This is a genomic window from Telluria antibiotica, from assembly GCF_011682055.1.
Taxonomy (GTDB): domain Bacteria; phylum Pseudomonadota; class Gammaproteobacteria; order Burkholderiales; family Burkholderiaceae_D; genus Telluria; species Telluria antibiotica.
Genome location: NZ_JAAQOM010000003.1, coordinates 488163 through 511780 on the forward strand (window position 1 = coordinate 488163; position 23618 = coordinate 511780).

Here is a 23618-nt window from a genome sequence, read left to right on the forward strand (position 1 = left end):
TCGCGCCTCGTCGTTGGCCTTACCGCTGGCAGACCGCGCAATAGAACGTGGACCGCTGGCCCTGCTTGATCTGGCGGACCGGGGTGCCACAGTTGCGGCAAGGCACTCCCGCACGATCATAGACGAAATATGTCTGCTGGAAATAGCCGGATTGACCATTTACGGCAATAAAGTCACGCAATGTGCTGCCGCCCTGCACGATGGCGGCGGCCAGGATGTCGCGGATCGCGTCGGCCAGCTTGTCGTAGCGGGCCCGGCTGATCTTGCCGGCCGCCGTCTTCGGGTTGATGCCGGCGCGGAACAGGCTCTCGCAGGCGTAGATATTGCCGACGCCGACGACGATGTCGCCCGCCAGCAGCACCTGTTTGATGGGTGCGCTGCGGTTACGCGTGGCCTTGTGCAGCAGGGCGCCGGAAAATTTGTCTTCGAGCGGTTCGACACCGAGATCGCGCAGCAGCACGTGCTGTTCCAGCTCGCCGTCGTCGTGGTGATGCCAGAGCACGGCGCCGAACCGGCGCGGATCGTGCAGCCGCAGGACGCGCCGGCCTTCCGGCCCGCGCACGACGAGGTCGAAGTGGTCGTGCTTCTTGAGCTCGACGCCCTCCGGCAGCACGCGCAAATGGCCCGACATGCCCAGGTGGACGATCAGCGTGCCGTGCTCGAAGTTCAGCAGCAGGTATTTGCCGCGCCGGCCCGTGCCGAGGATGCGGCGGCCGACGAGCAGCTCGCGCAGATTCGGCGGAAACGGCCAGCGCAGGCCCTCGCGACGCAGCACGACGTCTTCGACGACACGGTCTTCCAAGTGCGGCGCGACACCCCGCCGGGTGACTTCGACTTCTGGTAATTCAGGCATGTAGGATTAACAACGTGAGAGGAATGTAAATTCGTGTTGCGGTGGCGCACGCGCAGCGGGTGCATGGCGTAGAATCGGACAATCTCGACGACGTGGGACTTGCCTTGAAAAACGCTTTCGCCATTGTAACCCTCTCCGCACTGCTGTCGGCCTGCGCTGTGGCGCCCAAGCAGCAGCAACCGGCCCAGAACCTGTCCGACCAGCCGCTCGCCGCCGCCGAAGCCCGCGACCATCCCGACAGCGCCACGAAGAAAGGTGACGACACCGACGAGAAGCTCCCGAACGTCAACATGAGCCCGGCCATGATGACGCAGCTGATGCAGGCCGAGATGGCGTACAAGAACGGCGACTGGCAAGGCCCGTACTTGACGATGATGAGCCTGGCCCAGCAGACGAAGGACCCGCGCCTGGCCAAGCGCGCCGCCGAGATGGCGCTGTCGGCCAAGCAGGCCGACGATGCCCTCGCCGCGGTCAAGCTGTGGCGCCAGTACGCGCCGGACTCCGAAGAGGCGAGCCAGTACTATCTGGGGTTGATCATCCTGTCCGACAACCTCGGCGAGGCCGAAACCATCTTGAAACAGCGTTTGGCGGAAGCGACCCCCGGTGCGCGCGGCCTCATGATGTTCCAGATGCAGCAGCTGCTGCTGCGCGCGAAGGACAAGGACGCGGCCACCGCGATGCTCGAGCGCCTCGTGGCGCCCTACGGCGACCTGATGGAAACGCACGTCGTGCTGGCGCAGGCCGCGCTGACGCGCAACGACAAGGCCGCCGCGCAGCGCGAGGCCCAGGCCGCCCTGAAGATCAAGCCCGATTCCGAGATCGCCGCCCTCACGCTGGCCCAGGTCAGCGAAAGCGAAGGCGGGGCCATCAACGTCCTGAAGGACTTCCTCGCCACCCACCCGGACGCGCGCGAGGTGCGCGCCGCCTATGCCCGCCTGCTCGTCAACGAAAAGCAGTACGAGGCCGCGCGCCAGGAATTCCTCACGCTCGACAAGGCCCTGCCCGACAATCCGGGCACCCTGTACGCGCTGGGCATCCTGTCGATGCAGATGAACGACCGCCCGGCCGCGGAAAAATATTTCACCCGCTTCGTCGACGTGATGGACAAGGCGCCGGAAGACGAGCGCGACCCGTCGAAGGCCGTCATGATCCTGTCCCAGCTCGCGGAGGAGCGGGGCGACTACAAGGCCGCGGCCGACTGGCTCGACCGGCTCGACAGCGAAGACCCGAAGATCCAGTTTGGCGCCCAATTGCGGCGCGCGCAGTTGACCGCGAAGCAGGGCGACGTAACCGGCGCGCGCAAGCTGCTGGGCACGCTGAAGACGAGCGACAAGACGGAGCAGGCGCAGACCGTGCTCGTCGACGCCCAGATCCTGCGCGACGCGGGCCAGCCCAAGGAAGCGTTCAAGCTGATGGAGCAGGGCGTCAAGCGCTTCCCGGACAATATGGATTTCCTGTACGACTACGCGCTGATGGCCGAAAAGCTGGGCAAGACGGCCGTCATGGAAAAATCGCTGCGCAAGGTCATCGCCAAGTCGCCGGAGAATATGCAGGCCTACAATGCGCTCGGCTACTCGCTGGCGGACCGCAACGTGCGCCTGAAGGAAGCGTATCAACTCATCGACAAGGCCCTCAAGATGGCGCCGGGCGACCCGTTCATCCTCGACAGCATGGGCTGGGTGCAATATCGCATGGGTAAGCTGGACGATGCGGAAACCCATCTGCGCAAGGCCTACACCTTGCGCAGCGATCCGGAGATCGCCGTGCACCTGGGTGAGGTGCTGTGGAAAAAGGGCCAGAAGGACGATGCCCGCAAGCTGTGGCGCGAAGCCCAGGTCAAGGATCCGAAGAACGATGCGCTGAAGAGCACACTGGCGCGCCTTCACGAGACTCTGTGAAATAATGGCAATCGACGGACGCTGCGGCGTCCGTCGCTTATTTGCCCGCTTATTTGCCCGCTTATTTGCTCGCTTACTGACTCGCTGATTGATGCCGATGCACCCATTGTCCCGTTTCGTTTTCGCAGCCGCATGTGCCGCTGCCCTGGCCGGCTGCGCCACGACCGCCAACGTCCCGCTCGCCAACCCGACTGCCCAGGTAAGCGCTTACCGCGACACCATCGACTTGAGCGGCCGCCTGGCCGTGAATTACCTGAAGGATGGCCAGCCACAACCGATCAGCGGCAATTTCACGTGGACGCAGCGTCCTGGCCGCATCGACGTCGCGCTGTTCTCGCCGCTGGGCCAGACCGTCGCCGAGATCACCGTGACGCCCGGCACGGCCACGTTGAAACAGTCCGGCCGTGAGCCTCGCGTGGAAAAGGACATCGACGCGCTGACGGCGGCATCCCTCGGCTGGACCCTGCCCGTGAGCGGCCTGCGCGACTGGCTGCAAGGCTATGCCGTCGATACGGCCGGCAAGCGCTTCGTGGCGTCGCCCGCGCGCGACAGCGTCGTCACGAACGACGGCTGGCGCTTGCGCTTCGTGGAGTGGCAGAACGGCCCGGGCGGTGCCCCGATGCCGCGCCGCATCGATGCCGAGCGCAGCACGACGGCCGTCGGCGATGCGCTGACGATCCGCATCGTCATCGATCCGGTGGCCTGACATGACGGCGACATCGCTGCACGACTGTCCGGCGCCGGCCAAGCTGAACCTGTTCCTGCACGTCGTCGGCCGGCGGCCGGACGGCTACCACCTGCTGCAATCCGTGTTTCAACTCATCGACCGCAGCGACACCTTGCACTTCGACTTGCGCGACGACGAGCGCATCGTGCGCACGACGGATGTGCCCGGTGTGCCCGAAGAGCAGGACCTGATCGTACGTGCGCTACGCGCGCTGCAGGCGGAGTACGCACGCCGGCACGGCCAACTGCCGCCGGGGATAGCTGTCGCCGTGGAGAAGCGCTTGCCGATGGGTGGCGGCCTCGGCGGGGGCTCGTCCGACGCGGCCACGGCGCTGATGGCGGCCAACCACTTGTGGCAGGCCGGGCTGACGGATGCGGAATTGATCGCGCTGGGGTTGCCGCTCGGGGCCGACATCCCGTTCTTCCTGTTCGGCGAGACGGCCTTTGCGGAAGGCGTGGGTGATGCGCTGCAGGCGGTACCGGGGCCGGATTGCTGGTATGTCGTCATCGAACCGGGCGTGGCCGTGCCGACCGTTGCAATTTTTACGGCCCCCGATTTGACAAGAAACACGAAAGCCATCACAATATCGGACTTTTCCAGACGACATGTCGAATCGAATGATTTGATTGGGTTCGGGAAAAATGATTTGCAGGACGTGGCAGCCCGCCTGTTCCCGCCGGTAGCCGAGGCGATCGAATGGTTGGGAAGTTACGGAGCGGCCAGGATGACTGGTTCCGGATCGTGCGTGTTTTGCGCGTTCTCCACAGAGCAGGAAGCCGAGCGGGTACTGGCACAGGTACCGGGGCGGTGGAGGGCGTGGAAAGCGCATGCACTGCAGAGTCATCCGATGAAATCGCTCTTGCAAATCAATGAGTTGTAGAATAAAATTTTGCCTGTCGACGCATTCGGCGATATAATTATCGAATGCAGCGACGAGCTGTAGTTTCAGTGTAGGGGAATCGCCAAGCTGGTTAAGGCACCGGATTTTGATTCCGGCATACCAAGGTTCGAATCCTTGTTCCCCTGCCAAAGTTTCTTTGCCTGAGCTGACGATGACGAGTGCTCCAGCAGGCAGATAAAAATGGAGCCGCCAATGAGCGGCTCATTTTTTTTGTGGTTCAGCGCTCATCATTCGACGATCAGCGGCTTTCAAGTTCTTCTTTCAACGCTTACATCTCTGGGACTCCCATGGCTTACGAAAACCTGATGGTTTTTACCGGCAATGCCAATCCGGCGCTAGCAGAAGGGGTCGCAAAAAACCTCGGCATTCCTCTCGGCAAAGCCGTGGTCTCGAAGTTCTCCGACGGCGAAGTCATGGTCGAAATCAACGAGAACGTTCGTGGCAAGGACGTCTTCGTCCTGCAATCGACCTGCGCTCCCACCAATGACAGCCTGATGGAAATCATGCTGATGGTCGACGCTCTCAAGCGCGCCTCGGCTGGCCGCATCACCGCGGCGATTCCGTACTTCGGCTATGCCCGCCAGGACCGTCGTCCGCGTTCGGCGCGCGTCGCGATCTCGGCCAAGGTCGTTGCCAACATGCTGCAGGAAGCGGGCGTCGAGCGCGTCCTGATCATGGACTTGCACGCCGACCAGATCCAGGGCTTCTTCGATATCCCGGTCGACAACATCTATGCGTCGCCGCTGCTGCTGGGTGACCTGCAGAAGCGCAACTACGACGACCTGCTCGTCGTGTCGCCGGACGTGGGCGGCGTCGTGCGCGCCCGCGCGCTGGCCAAGCGCCTCGGCTGCGACCTGGCGATCATCGACAAGCGCCGTCCGAAGGCGAACGTGTCGGAAGTCATGAACATCATCGGTGAAGTCGAAGGCCGCAACTGCGTGATCATGGATGACATGGTCGATACGGCAGGCACGCTGACGAAGGCCGCCGAAGTGCTGAAAGAGCGCGGCGCGAAGAAAGTCGTCGCGTACTGCACGCACCCGGTGCTGTCCGGCCCGGCGATCGAGCGCATCGCGAACTCGCCGCTGGACGAACTGGTCGTCACCGACACGATCCCGCTGAGCCCGGCCGCCCAGGCGTGCGGCAAGATCCGCCAGCTGACCTGCGCACCGCTGCTGGCCGAGACGTTCAAGCGTATCGTCAAGGGCGATTCGGTCATCTCGCTGTTCGTCGATTAATTTCGCGGAATGCATGGTGGGCACGGGGTGCCCACCCTACGGCCGAACGATGGCGCCGTAACAAATGGCCGCCGAATGATGGTGCCGTAACAATGATGTAGGGTGGGCTCCCCGAGCCCACCAAAACGCATGAATATCCGTGAACACGGCGCGCAAGGCAAAATGCCGGCGCGCCGTTGGCACATAAGCTGTACAGAATTTCTTGAGCGTGCGCGAGCGCGCTCTTTTACCGATGTCCCTGGTCGCGGGGGCATCACAATCCGGGTAACCGGGTCGGCACATGCCGGCATTCGGACCCACACTTTGGAGTAACACCATGAAAGTAGTCGCATTTGCACGTACTCAGCAGGGGACCGGAGCGAGCCGCCGCCTGCGCAACGCCGGCCAGACCCCGGGCATCATCTACGGTGGCGCCGCTGCCCCGGAACTGATCGCCCTGGATGGCAACGCGTTGTTCCACGCGCTCAAGAAAGAAGCTTTCCACGGCTCGATCCTGGATCTGGAACTGGACGGTAAGACGCAGAAAGTCCTGCTGCGTGACTTCCAGATGCACGCATACAAGCAACTGGTCCTGCACGCTGACTTCCAGCGCGTCGACGCTACGCAAGCGATCCACACCAAGGTCGCCCTGCACTTCGTCAACGCCGACGTCTCGCCGGCCGTCAAGCTGAGCGGCGCCATCGTGTCGCACGTGCTGAACGAACTGGAAGTGTCCTGCCTGCCGGGCCAACTGCCGGAATTCATCACCGTCGACCTGTCGAACCTGGAAGCCGGCCAGTCGGTCCACGTGTCGCAGCTGACCCTGCCGGAAGGCGTGACCGTGGTCGCCCACGGCCAGGACCAGACCGTCGCCACCTCGTCGATCCCGCGTGGTGCCGCAACGGCCGAAGCCGCTGCAGAGTAATTGCTGCGCCGACCGCTGGTTCGTCCGGCGGCGCACACATCAAACCCGTCGCGACGCGAGTCCGGCGGGTTTTTTGTTGCCTAGATCAGGCCCAGGTTCAGCGCCTTCAGCGTGGCCGCGGCCCGCGTCGAGCATGCCAGCTCGCGGAAGATGCTTTCCACGTGCGTGCGCACCGTCGACGGACTGATCTGCAGGATCCGCGCCGCCTCCTTGTTGCTTTCGCCCAGGCTGATACGGCGCAGCACGTCGACTTCGCGCTCGGACAGCAGGCTCCTGCGCGTCGCCGCCGGGACGTGGTCGCCGCCCGCCGCCGCTGCCGAGCAGCCGTCCGTCGTCATCGTCCACGGCGCGTTCGCGGACGGCTCCGACTGGGCCAAGGTGATCCCGCTGCTGCAGGCCAAGGGCATCAAGGTCACTGCCGTGCAGAACAGCCTCACGTCGCTGGCGGACGACGTGGCCGCCGCGAAGCGCGCGATCGACAACCAGCCCGGCAAGGTCGTGCTCGTCGGCCACTCCTGGGGCGGCACCGTGATCACGGAAGCGGGCGCCGGCGATAAAGTGGCCAGCCTCGTCTACGTGGCCGCCTTCGCGCCGGACGTCGGCCAGGCCACCAGCGACCTCGGCAAGGACTTGCCGCCCGCACCCGGCATCACCAAGCTGACGGTCGAAAAATTCGGCTTCGCCAGCCTGTCGCCGGCCGTGCTGAAAGAGGACTTCGCCCAGGACGTGCCCGCGCCGCACGCCGCCGTGATGGCCGCCACGCAAGGCCCCATCGCCGTGAAAGCGTCCGGCGCGAAGACGACGGAACTGCCGACGAGCCACGTGCCGCAGCAGTCGCGTCCGGAGGACGTCGCGAAGGTGATCCTGGACGCTGTGGCAGCCAGCAAGTAAGGCGTGGACGGCCGCGCTGTCGTCGAGTCGGCAGCGCGGCCGGGTTATGGACGCGATTTACGCGAGAATTAACACGGCGTTTTACGCGATAATTCAGCTTTACGCACGATTTTTCCGCTTATGCACATCCGCCTGATCGTCGGCCTCGGCAACCCCGGCCCGGAATACGAACAAACCCGTCACAACGCCGGCTTCTGGCTCGTCGACAACCTCGCGAACTCTTTGCCCGGCTGCCACTTGCAGCGCGAGTCGCGCTTCAATGCCATGGTCGCCAAGACATCGATCTCGGGCAAGGACGTCTGGCTGCTCGAACCGCTGACCTTCATGAACCGCTCCGGCCAGTCGGTGGGTGGACTGGCACGCTTCTTCAAGATCGGCCCGGAAGAGATCCTCGTCGTGCACGATGAACTCGACCTGCCGCCCGGCGCCGCCAAGCTCAAGCGCGGCGGCTCCTCGGGCGGCCACAACGGCCTGAAGGACATCACGGCCGCGCTCGGCACGCAGGATTACTGGCGCCTGCGCCTGGGCATCGGCCACCCGCGCACGTTGAACCTGCAGCAGGCCGTCGCCGATTTCGTGCTGCACCGCCCGCGCCGCGAAGAGCAGACCCTGATCGAGGAAGCCATCGACAAGAGCTTGCGCATCATTCCGATGGTGTGCGAGGGCAAGATGAATGCGGCGACGATGCAGTTGCACACGGACTGATGCGCTGTGGCATGGCGACCAGTTCACATGGCACCGCTCGCACACCGGTATCACTCGCGAACCGGGCTGTCACAGCGCTGTTCGCCGGCTGTGCGATGGCTGTCCTCGCGGCGCTCGCGCCACTCGGCGCCGTTATTTTTCTGAGAGACCACGCCATCGGGCTACTCGACCTCTATGCCAACTTCACGCACTGGGGACTGGCCGTCTCCCTACTGGCGGCCGCTACAGGCTTCGTCTGCGGCGCAGATCGCACCATCGTACTGAGCCATCATTTGCTGCTGACTGCCCGTCCGCGCGATGCGCTGTTGTCCGCCGGGCTATGGTTGGCCCTGATGCTGTGCGCGGCCGTGAGCACGCTGTTGTCCTGAGCCGCGGGACGTGTCAGATGAGCCCGCGCGCCAGCGCCTTCAAGGTGGCGGCCGGACGTGACCCCGACTCCAGTTTTTGAAAGATATTGTCGACGTGCATCCGCACGCTGGCCGGGCTGATACGCATGGCGCGCGCGGCCTCGCGGCTCGTTTCGCCGTGGCTGATGTGGCGCAGCACTTCGAGTTCGCGGTCGGACAGCAGCCGGTCGCGCACGGGCGACGATGGCGTCATTGACCGCGCCGCCGTGAGTACGGCTTCGACGGCGTGCCGGTCGAAGCGGCCGGCCGCCGCTTGCGCCGTCATCAGCGTGGACGCGGCTGCCGTGCCATGCGCGGGACGCCACGGACGGGGCGAACACAGCGACACGAACGCGGCCGCCGCGCCGAGCAGGCGCTCCTGCATGCCCATCGCTTCTCCCCGCGCCTTGCGGAAATAGCCGCTGCCGTCGGGGCGTTCGTAGATGAACGACGCGAGCGTCGCGTCGCTCTGGATGGCGGGGATCTGCGCACCCGCGCGCGCCGTCCAGAACGGCACTTTGCGGACCTGGTCCCAATCGGTCGCATCGAGCTTGCCCGGGCGCTCCCACACGACGTTCGGCACGGCGACCTTGCCAATGCCATGCAGCAGCGCGGCCCGCACGAGCGGGCTTTCTTCCAGCGCCAGCATGCCCGCGAGCGACGCGCTGCGCCGCGCCAGCGCGGCCACGCGGCGCGAATAGCCGGTGAGCCAAGGCAGCTTCAACTCGATGACGTCGGCCACGATCGACAGCGGCACGCGCCGGTCGTGCCCCGGGTAGTCGGCCGCGCACGACGGCTCATCGAGCATGGCCAGCCAATCCTGCGCATGCGGCGACAAGCGCTGCACGAGCGTGGCCGGATATTTCACGCCGGCCCGCTCGCCGATGAGGCGCAGCGCGCCCTCCGTGCCGTGCGCGGGCGCCAGCACTTCCAGGTCGCCGGCGAGGCGTACGTGGAACACGGCGCGCGGGATGTTCGGGGCGAACAGCAGGTCCTGCATGTCGCCGCGATGATGGTTGCCGAACAGGTGGCGCAGGCTGTTCTCGACGTCCCCCGGCAACCCGAGCAGCACGGCGATGTCGCCCGCCACTTCGCACTGCATTCGCGCGAGCGGCAGCACGTTGGCGAACGTGAGGCCGCTGTGGCCGGACAACGTACGCGTGACCATCGCATGCCGGCCGAGCACGTCGTCGCCCAGCAGGTGCGCGAACCCGGCCGCCGTCGCCGTGCTCCCCGACCAGCGGAGCAGGGCGACGAGCCGCGTGCTCGTGCATGCGTCGGCACCGTCGCCGTTTTCCTCGGCCAGGCGCGCGGCGAGGCGGGCCGTGCGCACCGAGTGATCGGGCGGCAAGCCCATGGACAGGTCGCCGACCATGGCCAGCACCTGAACGGCGTCCTCGACGGTTATCGTTTCATCGGGTTGCATGGCCCTAATGTAACGGCCATTGCCGTGGTGGACAAGGCGCGAACTGTCGCGTGCGCCGAGCGGACGCAAAAAAGCCCGCCGAAGCGGGCTTTCTAGTGCGGGACGCCCATGCTATCTGCGTGGTGCGGCCCTGCGCGCGATACTCAGATCGCGCGGATGTTGCTCGCCTTCTCGCCCTTCGGGCTGGCGGCGCGTTCGAACGAGACGCGCTGATTCTCGGCCAGGCTCTTGAAGCCTTCCGATTGAATGTCCTTGAAGTGCGCGAACAGATCGTCGCCGCCTGCGTCAGGCGCGATGAAGCCGAAGCCCTTGGAATCGTTGAACCATTTCACGGTGCCGGTTTGAGTAGCCATGTAGATACCTCCAGTAGATGTTGAGAGCAAGCGCTCGATGCGCACATGCGACCAAGAGATGTAACCGAGGGGTATCAGACAGGAATGCCCGGACGGGCGAGACGGGAAAGAAACCAACAATAACGACGACTTGATGTAGTGCCCGATGAAATATACAGGCGTTGTGCGGAATCACCTAAGTATTTCGGATTTATTTTAGCGCGTGTGCAGTCGATGCGAAAGGCGCAACCCGTGCGCGGCAGCGGTTGCCGCGTTGAGCGAAGATAGCGGTGCGACCCCATCAACCCCATCCGACATGACATTGCAGATCCGACGTTATCGCCCTGCCGACCGCAAGGCCGTGCTGGCGGCCTTCCGCTCGAACGTGCCGGCGCATTTCCCCGCGTCGGAAGAATCATGGCTGCGTTCCGCGCTGGACGACCCGGACGGGCCCTTGTTCGTCGCCGTCGACGCCGGCGAGATCGTCGCGTTCGGCGGCTATGAATTGTCCGCGTTCTACGACCTCGGCACCCTCGTGTTCGGCCTCGTGCGGGCCGACCGCCACGGCACCGGCATCGGCCGCGCGCTGCTGGCCTACCGCCTGCTGCACATGGCTAGCCGCAAGCTGCGGCCCCGCTACGTGACGGTCGATACGCATCCGCACACGGCCGGCTTCTTCCGGCGCTGCGGCTTCGTCGAGATCGCCCGCTGGCCCGGCGGCTACCGCTCGGGCCGCGATCGCGTCGACCTGCGTTTCGAGCTCACGGACGAGGCCGTGGCCAGGTTGCAAGCGGGCGGGTGGCGAGACGCCTTTGGCCGCGATGCGGCCTCCTGATGCGCTTCCCGCGACGGTCACCCGGCGGTCCAGGTCGCGCCGGATGCGGTCCAGCGCGGGCCGCATGGCGCGCGCGTCCTGAGGCGTGCACGTTGCACGGCCGTGGCGGAACGTCAGGCGGCGCCTGACCAGCAGGGCATCGTTCTCGCGCGTATAGGTCGCACGATAAAAGATGCCGCCGGAGATCACGCTGGCTGGCCCGGGCAGCGCCCCGACGTGCGCGCCTCGCGGCAGGCGCACGCGGGTCTCGTCCTCCACGTCGACGGCTGCGCACACGAAGTCCACGCGGCGTTCGCGTTCCCGCAGCAGGCGGGCGACGGCGGCATCCACGGCGCTCCACGCGTGCCAGGTCGTCGCCAGCGCTCCGCGCGTCCGCAGGCCGCCGATGTCGTCGGCGGCACCGGTCAGCATCGTGCGGGCGTGGTCGTCGCCATCGGCCGGTGCGCCCGTGATGGTCCGCGCCACGCTGAACGTGCCCTGGCCGACGTCGACCGCCGCCACCGTGCGGATCTGCTGCGGCTGCAGCACGGGCGTCATCGCGAACGCGGCACTCTTCAGCAACAGCACGGGCTTGCCCAGCAGCGCGGGCGGCAGATAGCCGGTCCTGACGGAGGCCGCTGCCGGGTCGAGGAACAGGTCGAGCTCCGGCACGTACACGATCGTGCGGTCGAGCACGCTCAGCGCCGGTACGCCCGGCAGCCGATAGGCGTTGGCGCCGTTGACGAGGGCCGGCGTGCTGGCGATGCCGGCTGCGGCCAGCAGCGAGTGCAGCCGCGCCGCGCGGTCGCTGTCGTCGCCGTCGCGGACGTGGTGCCGGACCCAATCGGCCAGCGCCAGCACGCGGGCGCGCGCGTCCGGCAGGCCGGTGGTCACCCCCTGCGCCAGGGCCGCGTCGGCCGGGGCGGCGTGCGCGCGGCCCGCGATCGCAGCGTGCATGGCGGCCGCGCAAGCGGGATAGTCGGGCAACGTCGAGACGACGAGGCGCCGGCCGTAGTCGAGGACACTGACCGCGTCGGCTTCCGGGAGCTCGTCCGGTCCGTTCACGTAGTGCCACTGGTAGCGCCGCCGTCCCGGCGGACTGTCGCCCGGAACGGGCACGAAGCCGACGGCGTCCGCATGCAGGGGCATCGTGGGCGGCATGTCGACGATCACCGTGGTGTTGCGGTGCGCGTAGGGCGGCAGGGCCACGACGGCGTCGAACTGGCCGGGCAATGGCGGCGTGCGGCGGCGCACGACGTAGTGCACGACCAGCCGGTCGCCCGCCGCCGCGGCGGGAAACACGACCTCCCGATCGCGGATGCCACCCGGCGGCACGGGCACCCGCCGCCCGTCGGGCTTCTGGACATGGGCTTCCACCGAGACGACCTCGTCCAGCGTCGTGCCGGAGCGGATCAGGAACCGGCCGTGATCCTGCGCGGCACGCGGCCCGGTGAGCGTGCGGTCGTCGTCGACCGTGAGCAGGTAGGCGCCGTCGGGCTCGACGAGGTAATGGTGGACATGGCGTTCGACGATGACGGCCGGATCGGTGCCGTTGCCGGCGCACGCGGGCGCGCCGGCCATCGACAGCGCGACCATCATCCAAAATAGCAGGGCGCAATATCTACTGATCATGCGGGCTCCAGGGAGTGGGACCGGAAGGACGACCGGACCATGTTACGGAGGGCCACCCGCCGTCCCTTGAGCCTACGCAATCGTGCTCTTCCTGCGATAATCCCGGGATGAGCGCACTGACTTTCCACGCGGGGCCGCTGGCGCTGGCCCGCATCCGCACGCACGGTGTGCAGGCGGCCGACGTCGCCGTCGTGCCCGCCGCCGCGGGCGGGCCGAAGGGCCTCGTGTTCCGTGCCCTCGACCAGTGGCTGTTCGGCGACTGGTTCCCGCGCGCGCCGCGCGAGCGCATCCTGATCGGCGCGTCGATCGGCGCGTGGCGCATGGCGGCCGCGTGCCAGCGCGATCCCGTGCGAGCGTTCGCCCGGTTGGGCGAGCTGTACAGCGGCCAGCGCTACACGAGCACGACGCCGAGCCAGGACCAGATCGACGCCGTCGTGCAGGGCCTGCTGGACGAGCTCGTGCGCGGCCATGAGGACGACATCGTCAACCACCCGCACTACCGCCTGCACGTGCTGACCGTGCGCGGCAAGCGTGCCCTTGCGGCGCCGGGCCACCGTCACGCGGAGATGCGCGGCTTCGCGGCGGCCGCGCTGCACAACCTGTTTTCGCGCGACAAGCTCGCGCACCTGATGGACCGCGTCGTGCTTGGCGACCGCCGCGCGCACGCGCCCTGGCTGCGCGATCGCTTCGACGGCTTCGCCACGCATTTCTCCGCGCTCACGCCGGACAACCTCACGGCGGGCCTGCTCGCGTCCGGCACATTGCCCATGCTGATGAAGCCCGTGCGCGACATCGCCGGCGCGCCGTCCGGCCATTACTGGGACGGCGGCATCATCGACTACAACCTTGCTCTGCCGTATGCGCGCGTGGCCGAGCAGGCGCCAGGCGAGATCGTGCTGTATCCCCATTTCTCCGAGCACATCGTGCCGGGCTGGCTGGACAAGGCGCTGCCCTGGCGCCGCGCGGCGCGCGGACCGAATCGTGGCTGGCTCGACAACGTGCTGATCGTCGCGCCGAGCCGGGAATTCCTTGCGAAAATGCCACGCGGGAAACTGATCGACCGCAGCGACTTCAAGTTCTACGGCCTCGACCATGACGCCCGCATCCGCGCCTGGCGCCAGGCGATGGACGAGGGCGAGCGCCTGCGCGACGCGTTCGCCGCGTTCGTCGCGAAGCCGGACAGCGCGGCGATTCGTCCGCTTTAAACGACGCGAACGGGGCGGATCGGCACGAAAAGCCCGGAATACCGGCCAGTTTGCGGTCTTTGCAGGCAAGCGGAGGTACAATACGAGGTTTCGTAATTCGACCCTGAAAGCTTCCCATGAGTCTCAAATGCGGCATCGTCGGCCTGCCCAACGTCGGCAAGTCCACCCTGTTCAACGCCCTGACCAAGGCCGGCATCCCGGCTGAAAACTACCCGTTCTGCACCATCGAGCCGAACGTCGGCGTCGTCGAGGTGCCGGATCCGCGCATCGACCAGCTGGCCGCCATCGTCAAGCCGGAGCGCGTCGTCAAGGCCATCGTCGAGTTCGTCGACATCGCGGGTCTCGTGGCCGGCGCGTCGAAAGGCGAGGGCCTGGGCAACCAGTTCCTGTCGCACATCCGCGAGACGGACGCCATCGTCAACGTCGTGCGCTGTTTCGAAGACGACAACGTCGTCCACGTGGCCGGCAAGGTCAGCCCGATCGACGACATCGAAGTCATCCAGACCGAGCTGGCGCTGGCCGACATGGGCACCGCCGAGAAAGTGCTGCACCGCGAGCAGAAGAAGGCGCGCGCCGGCGACAAGGATGCGATCAAGCTGGTCGCGATCATCGAAAAGCTGCTGCCGCACCTGAACGAAGGCCAGCCCGTGCGCACGCTGGGCCTTGACGCCGACCAGATGGAACTGATCAAGCCGCTGTGCCTGATCACGTCGAAGCCGGCCATGTTCGTGGCCAACGTGTCGGAAAGCGGCTTCAAGGACAACCCGCTGCTCGACCAGCTGACGGAATTCGCCAACAAGCAGAACGCGCCGATCGTCGCGATCTCCGCCGCCATCGAATCGGAAATCGCCAACCTGGACGACGCCGACAAGAAGGAATTCCTGGCCGACCTGGGCATGGAAGAGCCGGGCCTCGACCGCCTGATCCGCGCCGCGTTCAAGCTGCTGGGCCTGCAGACCTATTTCACGGCCGGCGTGAAGGAAGTGCGCGCCTGGACCGTCCCGATCGGCGCCACCGCCCCGCAGGCGGCCGGCGTCATCCACACGGACTTCGAACGCGGCTTCATCCGCGCGCAGACCATTTCCTTCGACGACTTCATCGCGTACAAGGGCGAGGCGGGCGCCAAGGAAGCGGGCAAGATGCGCGCGGAAGGCAAGGAATACATCGTCAAGGATGGGGATGTTCTGAACTTCCTGTTTAACGTTTGACCATCCAGCCGGCATCCTGTGGATGCCGTCGATTAAGGCCCCGGTCTCCTGCAGGAGCCCGGGGCCTTTGTTTTATCCGCGCAGTCATGTCCCGAAACGTGGGAAACTGAAGATTTTCAGACCCCCCTTCAATCGTAAAGCAACACTTTACCGAACAAGTATTAGTTTCCGTCGACCAATTGTGTCTTCCTCCTTATCATGAATAAGGTTCTGTTTTTGCCGATTAAGCGACCGTCGATTTGCCGCCTCGTGCGGATGTGCGGATCGCCTTTTTTGTAACCACTTACCGGAATTCACTGATGAAACGTCGCCCCCAAACGAAGCTGTCGTTGTGCATGGTGCTTGCAGGCCTGGGCCTGTCCGCGTGGAGCCCGGTGAGCCAGGCATGCTCGAGCGACCCCTACCTCGCCAGCGTCTGCGTGATGGCGATCTCGCCCACGCGCTTCCCGTCGTTCAGCAATACGTATGTGCTGGCGATGGGGCAGACCATGCAGGTGAACCAGAACGCCGCCCTGTATTCGCTGCTGGGCACCACGTATGGCGGCAACGGGCAATCCACGTTCAACCTGCCCGACCTGCGGGGCCGCGTGATCGTCGGCTACAACCCGGTGAATCTGCCGAACGTCCCGGCCATGGCGAACGCCACCGCAGGCGGCAACACCACGATCAAACTCACGGTCGCGCAATTGCCGGCCAGCGGCGTCCAGATGACCAACGTGCCCGTCACGCTGGGCGGCGTGACCGCGACGACGTCCCTGACGGGTCTGACGGCGACGGCGAACCTCGGCGGACTCGTCCTCAACGGACCGGCCAGCGGCCTCACCGTCAAGGTCGCCCAGAGCGCGAACGGCCTCGCGACGCCTTCCGGCAATTACCTGGGCAAATCGAACGGCGGCGCGGCCAATATCTACACGTCCAGTGCGCCGGACGCGACGCTGAATACGGGCACGATCGGCGGCACGCTGTCGTTCACGGTCAACCAGAACACCACCGCACCCGTGACCCTGGCCGGTTCGCCCACGACCACCCTGAGCGGGCAAGCGACGATCAGCGGAACGACCGGCCCCCTGGGCAGCGGCGGCGACGTGCCGATCATGCAGCCCTATCTCGTCATGCCGTACTACATCGCCGTCCAGGGCATGTATCCGGCGAGCGAGTGAACCGGACAGCGACTCTGCCACGTTCCGGGACATGATCTTGCGCGCAGCCGGATTGGCGCTTGCCTTGCTGTTGGCGGGGCAGGCCGACGCACAGGTGCCGCGACAGGCGCCGGACCAGCCTTTGAAGCTGGCCCAACAAGCCCTCGCGGCCGGCGACTACGGCAAGGCGTACCGGGAATACGAACGCCATGCGGCCGATTCTCCGCTGGCGCAATTCACGCTCGGCCTGTTCGAGCGTGAAGGCTGGGGGCGCCCGGCGAACCCGGTCGCCGCCTGCGCCTGGTTCGACAAGGCGGCCGCCGCGAACGTTCCCGCCGCCCAGCAATTTGTCGGCGGTTGCTTTGCCCAGGGCATCGGGCGCGCCGTCGATGGCCAGGCCGCCGTGCAGTGGTATCGGAAGGCGGGCGCTTCGGGCATCTACGCCGCGCTGTGCGCTGCCGGCGACCTTTATCTTTCCGGACGCATCGTCGACAAGAACGTGCAGGAAGGCCTGGCGCTGTGCACGGCGGCGGCGCAGGCCGAATCGCCGCCGGCCATGCTGCGCCTCGCCGATCTTTACCGCGCGGGCACGCAGGTGTCGCAAGACCTGAAGCTGGCGCGCTACTGGTACGAACAGGCTGCCCAGCGCCACGACCACGAGGCCCAGTTCCGGCTGGGCGTCATGCTCAGCGAAGGCGACGGCGGGCCGGCCGACGTGGTGCAGGCGCGCTTCTGGCTGGAGCACGCGGCCGCCGAAGGCTATGCGCCGGCCTATTTGCCGACCGCGGTCCTGTATGCCAATGCCCCCGTCGATCCGCGCACCGGCGCGCTGACGCCGAACGACCTGGCCAAGGTCTATATGTGGAACCGCGCCGCCAAGGCCGTCACGACGAACCCGCTGCAACTGGCCGACATCGCCCGCATCGACGGCATGGTATTGGCCGTCATGCCCGCGCAATGGCAGCCCGATCTGGACCGCAAGGTGGCGGACCACCTGGCCAAATTCCCTCCGACACAACCCCGTTAATCCGACCTCGCGCTCGTTCGCCCAAGGACATCCCATGCACCGCCACGCTTCGCTGAACAGAATTTATCGTCTCGTCTGGAGCCATGTTCACCGAACATGGGTCGTCGTCTCGGAAACCGCGCGCGGCCGCGGCAAGCGCAGCAGCCGCAAGCTGTTGCTGGCCACGGCGACGCTCGCGGTGGCCAACCTCGCGCAGGCGGGGCCTGTCGGCGGGCAGGTCATGGCGGGCACGGGCAGCGTCCAGCAATCGGGCAATGTCACGACGGTGACGCAGTCCACGCAGCACCTGGCGCTGACGTGGCAGAGCTTCGACACGAATGCATCGGAATCCGTCAATTTCGTGCAGCCCTCGACGGGCTCGATCGCGGTGAACCGCGTCCTCGACACCAATCCCACGCAGTTCCTGGGCAAGCTGAACGCCAACGGCCAGGTGTACCTGATCAATCCGAACGGCGTGCTGTTCGGCGAAGGGGCGCAGGTCAATGTCGGCGGGCTGGTCGCGTCGACATTGGACGTTGCCGACGGCGCGCTGAACGGCGCGGCGCGGCAGTTCAGCGGCGCGGGCACCGGCGCCATCGTCAACCGCGGCAGCATCACGGCGGCGCCGGGCGGCTATGTGGCGTTCGTCGGCAATACGGTCAGCAACCGCGGCACGATCACGGCGCCGGCCGGGACCGTGGCGCTGGGCGCGGGCAGCGACGTCACGCTCTCCTTCGCGGGCAACAGCCTCGTCAATATGCAGGTCGACCGCAGCACGCTCGACAACCTGGCGGAAAACGGCGGCCTGATTCGCGCGAACGCCGGGACCGTGATCATGACGGCGGGCGCCAGGGATGCCGTGCTGGCCAGTGTCGTCAACAATACGGGTGTCGTCGAGGCGCACAGCGTCCGGGACGTCGGCGGCACCATCGTGCTGGGCGGCGGCGCGCAAACCACGACGACCAACAGCGGCACCCTTGACGCATCCGGCACGGACGCCGGCGCGCACGGCGGCACCGTCAAGGTATTGGGCGACACCGTCGGCCTCGCGGCCGGCAGCCGGATCGACGTGTCGGGCGACGCGGGCGGCGGCCTGGCGCTTGTCGGCGGCAATTTCCTCGGGAGCGGACCGGAGCGCAACGCGCAGAACACGACCGTGGCCGCCGGCACCCATGTGGACGCGGACGCCATCCGGTCCGGCACGGGCGGCCAGGTCGCGGTGTGGTCGGACGGGACGACGCAGTTCCACGGCGCCATCAGCGCGCGCGGCGGCCAGGCCGGCGGAGACGGCGGCCATGTCGAGACGTCGGGCGGAACCTTGAAGGTCGGCAGCGATGCGTCGGTCAACACGCTGGCCCCGCACGGCGCCGCGGGCGACTGGCTGCTCGATCCGCAGGACCTGACCATTGGCGGTTTCAACCCGGGCGACGGCGACATCGACGGCGGCAACGTCACGGCGGCGCTGCAAACCTCCAACGTCACGATCAAGACCAGCGCGGCCGGCGTGTCGTGCGTGGGTGCGTTCAGCTGCAGTTCGGGCCACGCCGGCAACGGCGACATCATCCTGGCGGACGGCGCCCTCATCGGCGGCCCGGGCTGGACCAGCGGGACGACCCTGACGCTCAGCGCCTATCGCACCATCTACCTGCACGCCGGCGCAGGCATCGATGCGAGCTCCGGCACCGGCAGCATCGTGTTGCGCGCAGATAATGCCGGCACCGGTGTCGGCACCGTACTCTTCGACAGTTACAGCAACGTCTACGGCAATCCGTACGGGACGCTCAAGATCTACTACAACCCGGCCAGCTATGCCTCGCCGACGAATTACGCGGCCCTGAACGACGGCTTCGGCGACCCCATCATCATTGGCGCCAACCTGAGCACGTACATGCTCGTCAACGTATTGGGGAACGTGGCGAGCAAGACCTATGACCGCACCACCACGGCGACCATCAGCGGTCTGTCGACGCTGAACTCCCTGCCGGCCGGCATCACCTTCGACGTGTCGGGCGCCACCGCGACGTTCGCGGACAAGAATGCCGGCACGAACAAGGCCGTCACCATCAGCGGCGTCACCTTGAGCGGCACCAACGCCGGCAGTTATTACCTCAACGCCCTGGACACCAAGACGGCGACGATCAGCAAGGCGAACCTGGCCGTGTCGGGCGTCTCGGCCGCGAACAAGACCTACGACGGCACCACGGCCGCCACCTTGACCGGCACGGCCGCCGTGTCCGCCATCTCCGGCGACGTGGTGGCGCTGGGCGGCACCGGCACCGGCACGTTCGCCGACAAGAACGTCGGCACCGGCAAGGCCGTCACCGTTTCCGGCTACACGCTCGCCGGTGCTGACGCCGGCAACTACACGATCGTCCAGCCGACCGGCCTGACGGCCAACGTCGGCAAGGCGAACCTCACCGTCACCGGCGTCACGGCCGCCAACAAGACCTACGACGGCACCACGGCCGCCACCTTGAACGGCACGGCGGCCGTGACCGCCCTCGGCAGCGACGTGGTGTCGCTGGGCGGCACCGCCACCGCCACGTTCGCCGACAAGAACGCCGGCGCCGGCAAGGCCGTCACCGTCGCCGGGTACAGCCTGGGCGGCCTTGATGCGGGCAACTACAACCTCGTCCAGCCGGCGGGCCTGACGGCCGCCATCAACAAGGCGAACCTGGCCGTGTCGGGCATCTCGGCCGCGAACAAGACCTACGACGGCACGACGGCCGCCACCTTGACCGGCACCGCGACCGTGGCCGCCATCGGCGGCGACGTGGTGTCCGTGAGCGGCACCGGCACGGGCACGTTCGCCATCAAGAACGTCGGTACCGGCAAGGCCGTCACCGTGAGCGGCTACAGCCTGAGCGGGGCGGATGCGGGCAACTACAACGTCGTCCAGCCGGGTGGCCTGACGGCCGACGTCACCAAGGCCAATTTGGCGATCACGGGCGTGACGGCCGCGAACAAGACCTACGACGGCACCGCGGCGGCCACGTTGTCCGGCACGGCGACGATATCGCCCTTCGGCGGCGACTTCGTGATGTTGATGACCCCCGGCACCGGCACCTTCGTCGACAAGAACGCGGGCACCGGCAAGGCCGTTACCGTCTTCGGCTACTCGGTGTTCGGGTTCGATGCCGGCAACTACAACCTCATCCAGCCGACCGGCCTGACGGCCAATATCGCCAAGGCGAACCTGGCGATCACGGGCGTGACGGCCGCGAACAAGACCTACGACGGCACCACGGCCGCCACCTTGAACGGTACCGCGACCGTGTCCGCGATCGGCAGCGACGTCGTGTCGGTGGGCGGCACCGGCTCCGCGACGTTTGCGGACAAGAACGCTGGCACTGGCAAGGCCGTCACGGTCAGCGGCTATACGCTGGGCGGGTCGGATGCAGGCAACTACAACGTCGTGCAGCCAGGCGGCCTGACGGCCAGCATCACCAAGGCGGACCTGGCGATCACGGGCGTGACGGCCGCGAACAAGACTTATGACGGCACCACGGCCGCCACGTTGAACGGCACGGCGACCGTGGCCGCGCTCGGCGCCGACGTGGTGTCCGTGAACGGCACCGGCACCGCCACGTTCGCGGACAAGAATGCCGGTACGAACAAAGCCGTCGCCGTCAGCGGCTACAGCTTGGCAGGAACCGACGCGGGCAACTACAACGTCATCCAGCCGAGCGGCTTGACGGCCGAGATCGCCAAGGCGAACCTCGCGCTGTCCGGCCTGTCCGTCGCCGGCAAGACGTATGACGGCACCACGGCCGCCACGCTGTCGGGCACCGCGACCGTGTCGGCCATCGGTGGCGACGCCGTGTCGCTGTCCGGCACCGGCAGTGCCGCGTTCGTCGACAAGAACGCCGGCACCAACAAGGCCGTCACCGTCAGCGGCTACACCTTGAGCGGTCTCGATGCCGGCAACTACCGCCTCGTCGCGCCGGCCAGCCTGACGGCCGATATCGCGAAGGCGGACCTCGCCATCTCGGGCGTGACGGCCGCGAACAAAACCTACGACGGCACGACGGCCGCCACCTTGAACGGCACCGCGGCCGTGTCCGCGCTCGGCGGCGACGTCGTGTCGGTGAACGGCACCGGCTCCGCGACGTTCGCCGACAAGAACGCCGGCACTGGCAAGGCCGTCACGGTCAGCGGCTATACGCTGGGTGGGTCGGATGCGGGCAATTACAACGTCATCCAGCCGACCGGCCTGACGGCCAGCATCGCCAAGGCCAACCTGGCCGTCACGGGCGTGACGGCCGCAAACAAAACCTACGACGGCACCACGGCCGCCACGTTGAACGGCACGGCGACCGTGGCCGCGCTCGGCGCCGACGTGGTGTCCGTGAACGGCACCGGCACCGCCACGTTCGCGGACAAGAATGCCGGTACGAACAAGGCCGTCGCGGTCTCGGGCTACACGCTGGGCGGGGCGGACGCAGGCAACTACAGCATCGTGCAGCCGACCGGCCTCACCGCCGAGATCGCGAAGGCGGACCTGGCGCTGTCCGGCCTGTCCGTTGCCGGCAAGACGTATGACGGCGCCACGGCCGCCGCGCTGTCGGGCACCGCGACCGTGTCGGCCATCGGCGGCGACGCCGTGTCGCTGTCCGGCACCGGCAGTGCCGCGTTCGTCGACAAGAACGCAGGCGCCAACAAGGCCGTCACCGTCTCGGGCTATACCTTGAGCGGTCTCGATGCCGGCAACTACCGCCTCGTCGCGCCGGCCGGCCTGACGGCCTCGATCGGCAAGGCCAACGTGACCGTCTCGGGCGTGACGGCCGCCAGCAAGACCTATGACGGCACCGCGGCCGCCACGCTGAACGGCACGGCGGCCGTGTCCGCGCTCGGCGGCGACGTCGTGTCGGTGAGCGGCACCGGCACGGCCACGTTCGCCGACAAGAACGCCGGCGCCAACAAGGCGGTCACCGTCAGCGGCTACGCGCTGGGCGGGGCGGACGCGGGCAACTACAATGTCGTGCAGCCGAGCGGCCTGACGGCCAGTATCGCCAAGGCGAACCTGGCCGTCTCGGGCGTCACCGCCGCGAACAAGACGTATGACAGCAGCACGGCCGCCACGCTGAACGGCGCGGCGACCGTGTCCGCCATCGGCAGCGACGTCGTCGCGGTGAACGGCAACGGCACCGCCGCGTTCCTCGACAAGAACGCCGGGACGAACAAAGCCGTCACCGTCAGCGGCTACACGCTCGGCGGGGCGGATGCCGGCAACTACAACGTCGTCCAGCCGACCGGCCTGACGGCCGACATCGCGAAAGCCAACGTGACCGTCTCGGGCGTGACGGCCGCGAACAAAGTCTACGACGGCACCACTGCCGCCACGTTGAACGGCACGGCGATCGTGTCCGCCATCGGCAGCGATGCCGTATCGGCGAGCGGCGGCACGGCTGCCTTCGCCGACAAGAACGCCGCTGCGAACAAAGCGGTGACGGTCAGCGGCTACACGCTTGGTGGGGCGGACGCCGCCAACTACAACGTCATCCAGCCGAGCGGGCTGACGGCCGAGATCAGCAAAGCCAACGCGACCGTCACGGGTGTGACGGCCGCGAACAAGGTCTACGACGGCACGAAGGCTGCCACGTTGAACGGCACCGCGACCGTGTCCGCCATCGCCGGCGACGCCGTGTCCCTGGGGGGCGGCACGGCGGCCTTCGCCGACAAGAACGCCGGCACGGGCAAGGCCGTCGACGTCTCCGGCTACAGGCTGGCCGGGGCCGATGCCGGCAACTACAACCTCGTCCAGCCGACGGGCCTCTCGGCCGACATCACGCCGGCGCGGCTGTCCGTCAGCGGGATCGTCGCCGGCGACAAGGTATTCGACGGCAGCACCGCGGCCACCGTCAGCACGGCCGGCGCGCTGTTGGGCGGCAAAGTGGGAACGGACGACGTCACGCTGTCGTCCACGGGCGCGTTCGGCGACGCGGCCGTCGGTACCGGCAAGACCGTCAACCTGCACAATACCTTCGGCGGTGCCGACGCCGGCAACTACGCGATCGTCGACCAGGCCACCGCGCTGGCCAGCATCACGCCGGCCGGGCTGCCTCCCACCGTCCGCGACGTCGTGACCCAGGTGCAGTCCACCGTCCTGCCGCCGCAGGCGAGCACGCAGCCCGGTGCGTTGAACCTGTCGTCGACGGTGTCGGTGTCCGCATCGGGCGCCGGCCAGGACCAGGACGGAACCCGTGACGCGGGCGACAAGGACAAGGCGCGCGGCGGCACCCTCAACCGATCGATCAACACGGTCATCGGCGCCGGCCCGTCGGCGCCGAGCCTGCACATCCAGAACGGCGGCCTGCAGCTCCCGCCGCTGGCGACCACTCTTACCGAATGAA

17 protein-coding genes, 1 tRNA gene and 2 pseudogenes are annotated in these 23618 nt (G+C 67.0%); 15 read left to right on the forward strand and 5 right to left on the reverse strand.

What is annotated here, in order from left to right; translation table 11 throughout:
• Window positions 1–19 precede the first annotated feature (19 nt).
• Window positions 20–853 (reverse strand): bifunctional DNA-formamidopyrimidine glycosylase/DNA-(apurinic or apyrimidinic site) lyase, encoded by an 834-nt coding sequence (mutM, locus tag HAV22_RS07470; protein WP_166858061.1) that lies wholly within the window; start codon window positions 851–853, stop codon window positions 20–22.
• A gap of 104 nt (window positions 854–957) precedes the next feature.
• Between mutM and HAV22_RS07475 the strand changes: the two genes are divergently transcribed.
• The 6 genes from HAV22_RS07475 to HAV22_RS07500 all read left to right on the forward strand — a co-directional run bounded on the left by HAV22_RS07475 (window position 958) and on the right by HAV22_RS07500 (window position 6521).
• A complete protein-coding gene (locus HAV22_RS07475; RefSeq protein ID WP_166858063.1) occupies window positions 958–2751 on the forward strand; it encodes a tetratricopeptide repeat protein in 1794 nt (597 codons plus the stop codon).
• Between the two features lie 97 nt (window positions 2752–2848).
• Window positions 2849–3457, forward strand: a complete 609-nt coding sequence (locus tag HAV22_RS07480; RefSeq protein WP_229421122.1) for an outer membrane lipoprotein LolB — start codon at window positions 2849–2851, stop codon at window positions 3455–3457.
• A 1-nt stretch (window position 3458) separates the two neighbouring features.
• Window positions 3459–4358, forward strand: coding sequence for a 4-(cytidine 5'-diphospho)-2-C-methyl-D-erythritol kinase (gene ispE, locus HAV22_RS07485; protein ID WP_166858067.1), 900 nt, complete (start codon window positions 3459–3461; stop codon window positions 4356–4358).
• Between the two features lie 72 nt (window positions 4359–4430).
• Window positions 4431–4507 (forward strand) — tRNA-Gln (locus tag HAV22_RS07490).
• Between the two features lie 159 nt (window positions 4508–4666).
• Window positions 4667–5617: a ribose-phosphate pyrophosphokinase gene (locus HAV22_RS07495; protein WP_056126570.1), complete on the forward strand. Its 951-nt coding sequence runs from the start codon at window positions 4667–4669 to the stop codon at window positions 5615–5617.
• A 316-nt stretch (window positions 5618–5933) separates the two neighbouring features.
• The gene (locus HAV22_RS07500) at window positions 5934–6521 is read left to right on the forward strand and encodes a 50S ribosomal protein L25/general stress protein Ctc (protein WP_166858068.1); all 588 of its coding nucleotides are present in this window, start codon (window positions 5934–5936) and stop codon (window positions 6519–6521) included.
• 80 nt (window positions 6522–6601) lie between these two features.
• On the opposite strand, the pseudogene HAV22_RS31105 reads toward HAV22_RS07500, so the two are convergent.
• A pseudogene (locus tag HAV22_RS31105) lies at window positions 6602–6835 on the reverse strand (response regulator transcription factor); the annotation flags it as partial.
• Between HAV22_RS31105 and HAV22_RS07505 the strand changes: the two are divergent.
• The 3 genes from HAV22_RS07505 to HAV22_RS07515 all read left to right on the forward strand — a co-directional run bounded on the left by HAV22_RS07505 (window position 6750) and on the right by HAV22_RS07515 (window position 8485).
• Window positions 6750–7412: an alpha/beta fold hydrolase gene (locus HAV22_RS07505; RefSeq protein WP_371869572.1), complete on the forward strand. Its 663-nt coding sequence runs from the start codon at window positions 6750–6752 to the stop codon at window positions 7410–7412. The pseudogene HAV22_RS31105 and the gene HAV22_RS07505 sit on opposite strands and share 86 nt — an antisense overlap.
• A 120-nt stretch (window positions 7413–7532) precedes the next feature.
• On the forward strand, window positions 7533–8117 hold the full coding sequence (gene pth, locus HAV22_RS07510; RefSeq protein ID WP_166858072.1) for an aminoacyl-tRNA hydrolase: 585 nt from the start codon (window positions 7533–7535) through the stop codon (window positions 8115–8117).
• An 11-nt stretch (window positions 8118–8128) separates the two neighbouring features.
• Window positions 8129–8485: a hypothetical protein gene (locus HAV22_RS07515; RefSeq protein ID WP_166858074.1), complete on the forward strand. Its 357-nt coding sequence runs from the start codon at window positions 8129–8131 to the stop codon at window positions 8483–8485.
• 13 nt (window positions 8486–8498) lie between these two features.
• On the opposite strand, the gene HAV22_RS07520 is transcribed toward HAV22_RS07515, so the two are convergent.
• Both HAV22_RS07520 and HAV22_RS07525 read right to left on the reverse strand, forming a co-directional pair.
• The gene (locus HAV22_RS07520) at window positions 8499–9929 is read right to left on the reverse strand and encodes an HD domain-containing phosphohydrolase (protein WP_166858076.1); all 1431 of its coding nucleotides are present in this window, start codon (window positions 9927–9929) and stop codon (window positions 8499–8501) included.
• A gap of 143 nt (window positions 9930–10072) precedes the next feature.
• On the reverse strand, window positions 10073–10282 hold the full coding sequence (locus HAV22_RS07525) for a cold-shock protein (protein WP_166858078.1): 210 nt from the start codon (window positions 10280–10282) through the stop codon (window positions 10073–10075).
• Window positions 10283–10577: 295 nt separating this feature from the next.
• On the opposite strand from HAV22_RS07525, the gene HAV22_RS31795 reads away from it, so the two are divergent.
• A complete protein-coding gene (locus HAV22_RS31795) occupies window positions 10578–11096 on the forward strand; it encodes a GNAT family N-acetyltransferase (protein WP_371869570.1) in 519 nt (172 codons plus the stop codon).
• Between the two features lie 1050 nt (window positions 11097–12146).
• Here the strand turns inward: HAV22_RS31795 and HAV22_RS31800 are convergent.
• Window positions 12147–12707 (reverse strand): annotated as a pseudogene (locus HAV22_RS31800) (DUF3857 domain-containing protein); the annotation flags it as partial.
• 107 nt (window positions 12708–12814) lie between these two features.
• Between HAV22_RS31800 and HAV22_RS07535 the strand changes: the two are divergent.
• The 5 genes from HAV22_RS07535 to HAV22_RS07555 all read left to right on the forward strand — a co-directional run bounded on the left by HAV22_RS07535 (window position 12815) and on the right by HAV22_RS07555 (window position 23617).
• Complete coding sequence (locus HAV22_RS07535) at window positions 12815–13912, forward strand: patatin-like phospholipase family protein (RefSeq protein WP_166858082.1); 1098 nt, start codon at window positions 12815–12817, stop codon at window positions 13910–13912.
• A 116-nt stretch (window positions 13913–14028) separates the two neighbouring features.
• Window positions 14029–15120, forward strand: a complete 1092-nt coding sequence (gene ychF, locus HAV22_RS07540; RefSeq protein WP_166858083.1) for a redox-regulated ATPase YchF — start codon at window positions 14029–14031, stop codon at window positions 15118–15120.
• Between the two features lie 299 nt (window positions 15121–15419).
• Window positions 15420–16280, forward strand: coding sequence for a phage tail protein (locus HAV22_RS07545; protein ID WP_166858085.1), 861 nt, complete (start codon window positions 15420–15422; stop codon window positions 16278–16280).
• Window positions 16281–16311: 31 nt separating this feature from the next.
• Window positions 16312–17286: a tetratricopeptide repeat protein gene (locus tag HAV22_RS07550; RefSeq protein ID WP_166858087.1), complete on the forward strand. Its 975-nt coding sequence runs from the start codon at window positions 16312–16314 to the stop codon at window positions 17284–17286.
• Window positions 17287–17320: 34 nt separating this feature from the next.
• Entirely contained in the window at window positions 17321–23617 is a 6297-nt protein-coding gene (locus tag HAV22_RS07555) for a YDG domain-containing protein (protein ID WP_166858089.1), read from the forward strand.
• Window position 23618 lies beyond the last annotated feature (1 nt).

Coding starts and splice junctions, on each gene's coding strand:
- mutM (WP_166858061.1), bottom strand. CDS start 853: ATGCCTGAATTACCAGAAGTCGAAGTCACCCGGCGGGGTGTCGCGCCG.
- HAV22_RS07480 (WP_229421122.1), top strand. CDS start 2,849: ATGCACCCATTGTCCCGTTTCGTTTTCGCAGCCGCATGTGCCGCTGCC.
- ispE (WP_166858067.1), top strand. CDS start 3,459: ATGACGGCGACATCGCTGCACGACTGTCCGGCGCCGGCCAAGCTGAAC.
- HAV22_RS07495 (WP_056126570.1), top strand. CDS start 4,667: ATGGCTTACGAAAACCTGATGGTTTTTACCGGCAATGCCAATCCGGCG.
- HAV22_RS07500 (WP_166858068.1), top strand. CDS start 5,934: ATGAAAGTAGTCGCATTTGCACGTACTCAGCAGGGGACCGGAGCGAGC.
- pth (WP_166858072.1), top strand. CDS start 7,533: ATGCACATCCGCCTGATCGTCGGCCTCGGCAACCCCGGCCCGGAATAC.
- HAV22_RS07515 (WP_166858074.1), top strand. CDS start 8,129: ATGGCGACCAGTTCACATGGCACCGCTCGCACACCGGTATCACTCGCG.
- HAV22_RS07520 (WP_166858076.1), bottom strand. CDS start 9,929: ATGCAACCCGATGAAACGATAACCGTCGAGGACGCCGTTCAGGTGCTG.
- HAV22_RS07525 (WP_166858078.1), bottom strand. CDS start 10,282: ATGGCTACTCAAACCGGCACCGTGAAATGGTTCAACGATTCCAAGGGC.
- HAV22_RS31795 (WP_371869570.1), top strand. CDS start 10,578: ATGACATTGCAGATCCGACGTTATCGCCCTGCCGACCGCAAGGCCGTG.
- HAV22_RS07535 (WP_166858082.1), top strand. CDS start 12,815: ATGAGCGCACTGACTTTCCACGCGGGGCCGCTGGCGCTGGCCCGCATC.
- ychF (WP_166858083.1), top strand. CDS start 14,029: ATGAGTCTCAAATGCGGCATCGTCGGCCTGCCCAACGTCGGCAAGTCC.
- HAV22_RS07545 (WP_166858085.1), top strand. CDS start 15,420: ATGAAACGTCGCCCCCAAACGAAGCTGTCGTTGTGCATGGTGCTTGCA.
- HAV22_RS07550 (WP_166858087.1), top strand. CDS start 16,312: ATGATCTTGCGCGCAGCCGGATTGGCGCTTGCCTTGCTGTTGGCGGGG.
- HAV22_RS07555 (WP_166858089.1), top strand. CDS start 17,321: ATGCACCGCCACGCTTCGCTGAACAGAATTTATCGTCTCGTCTGGAGC.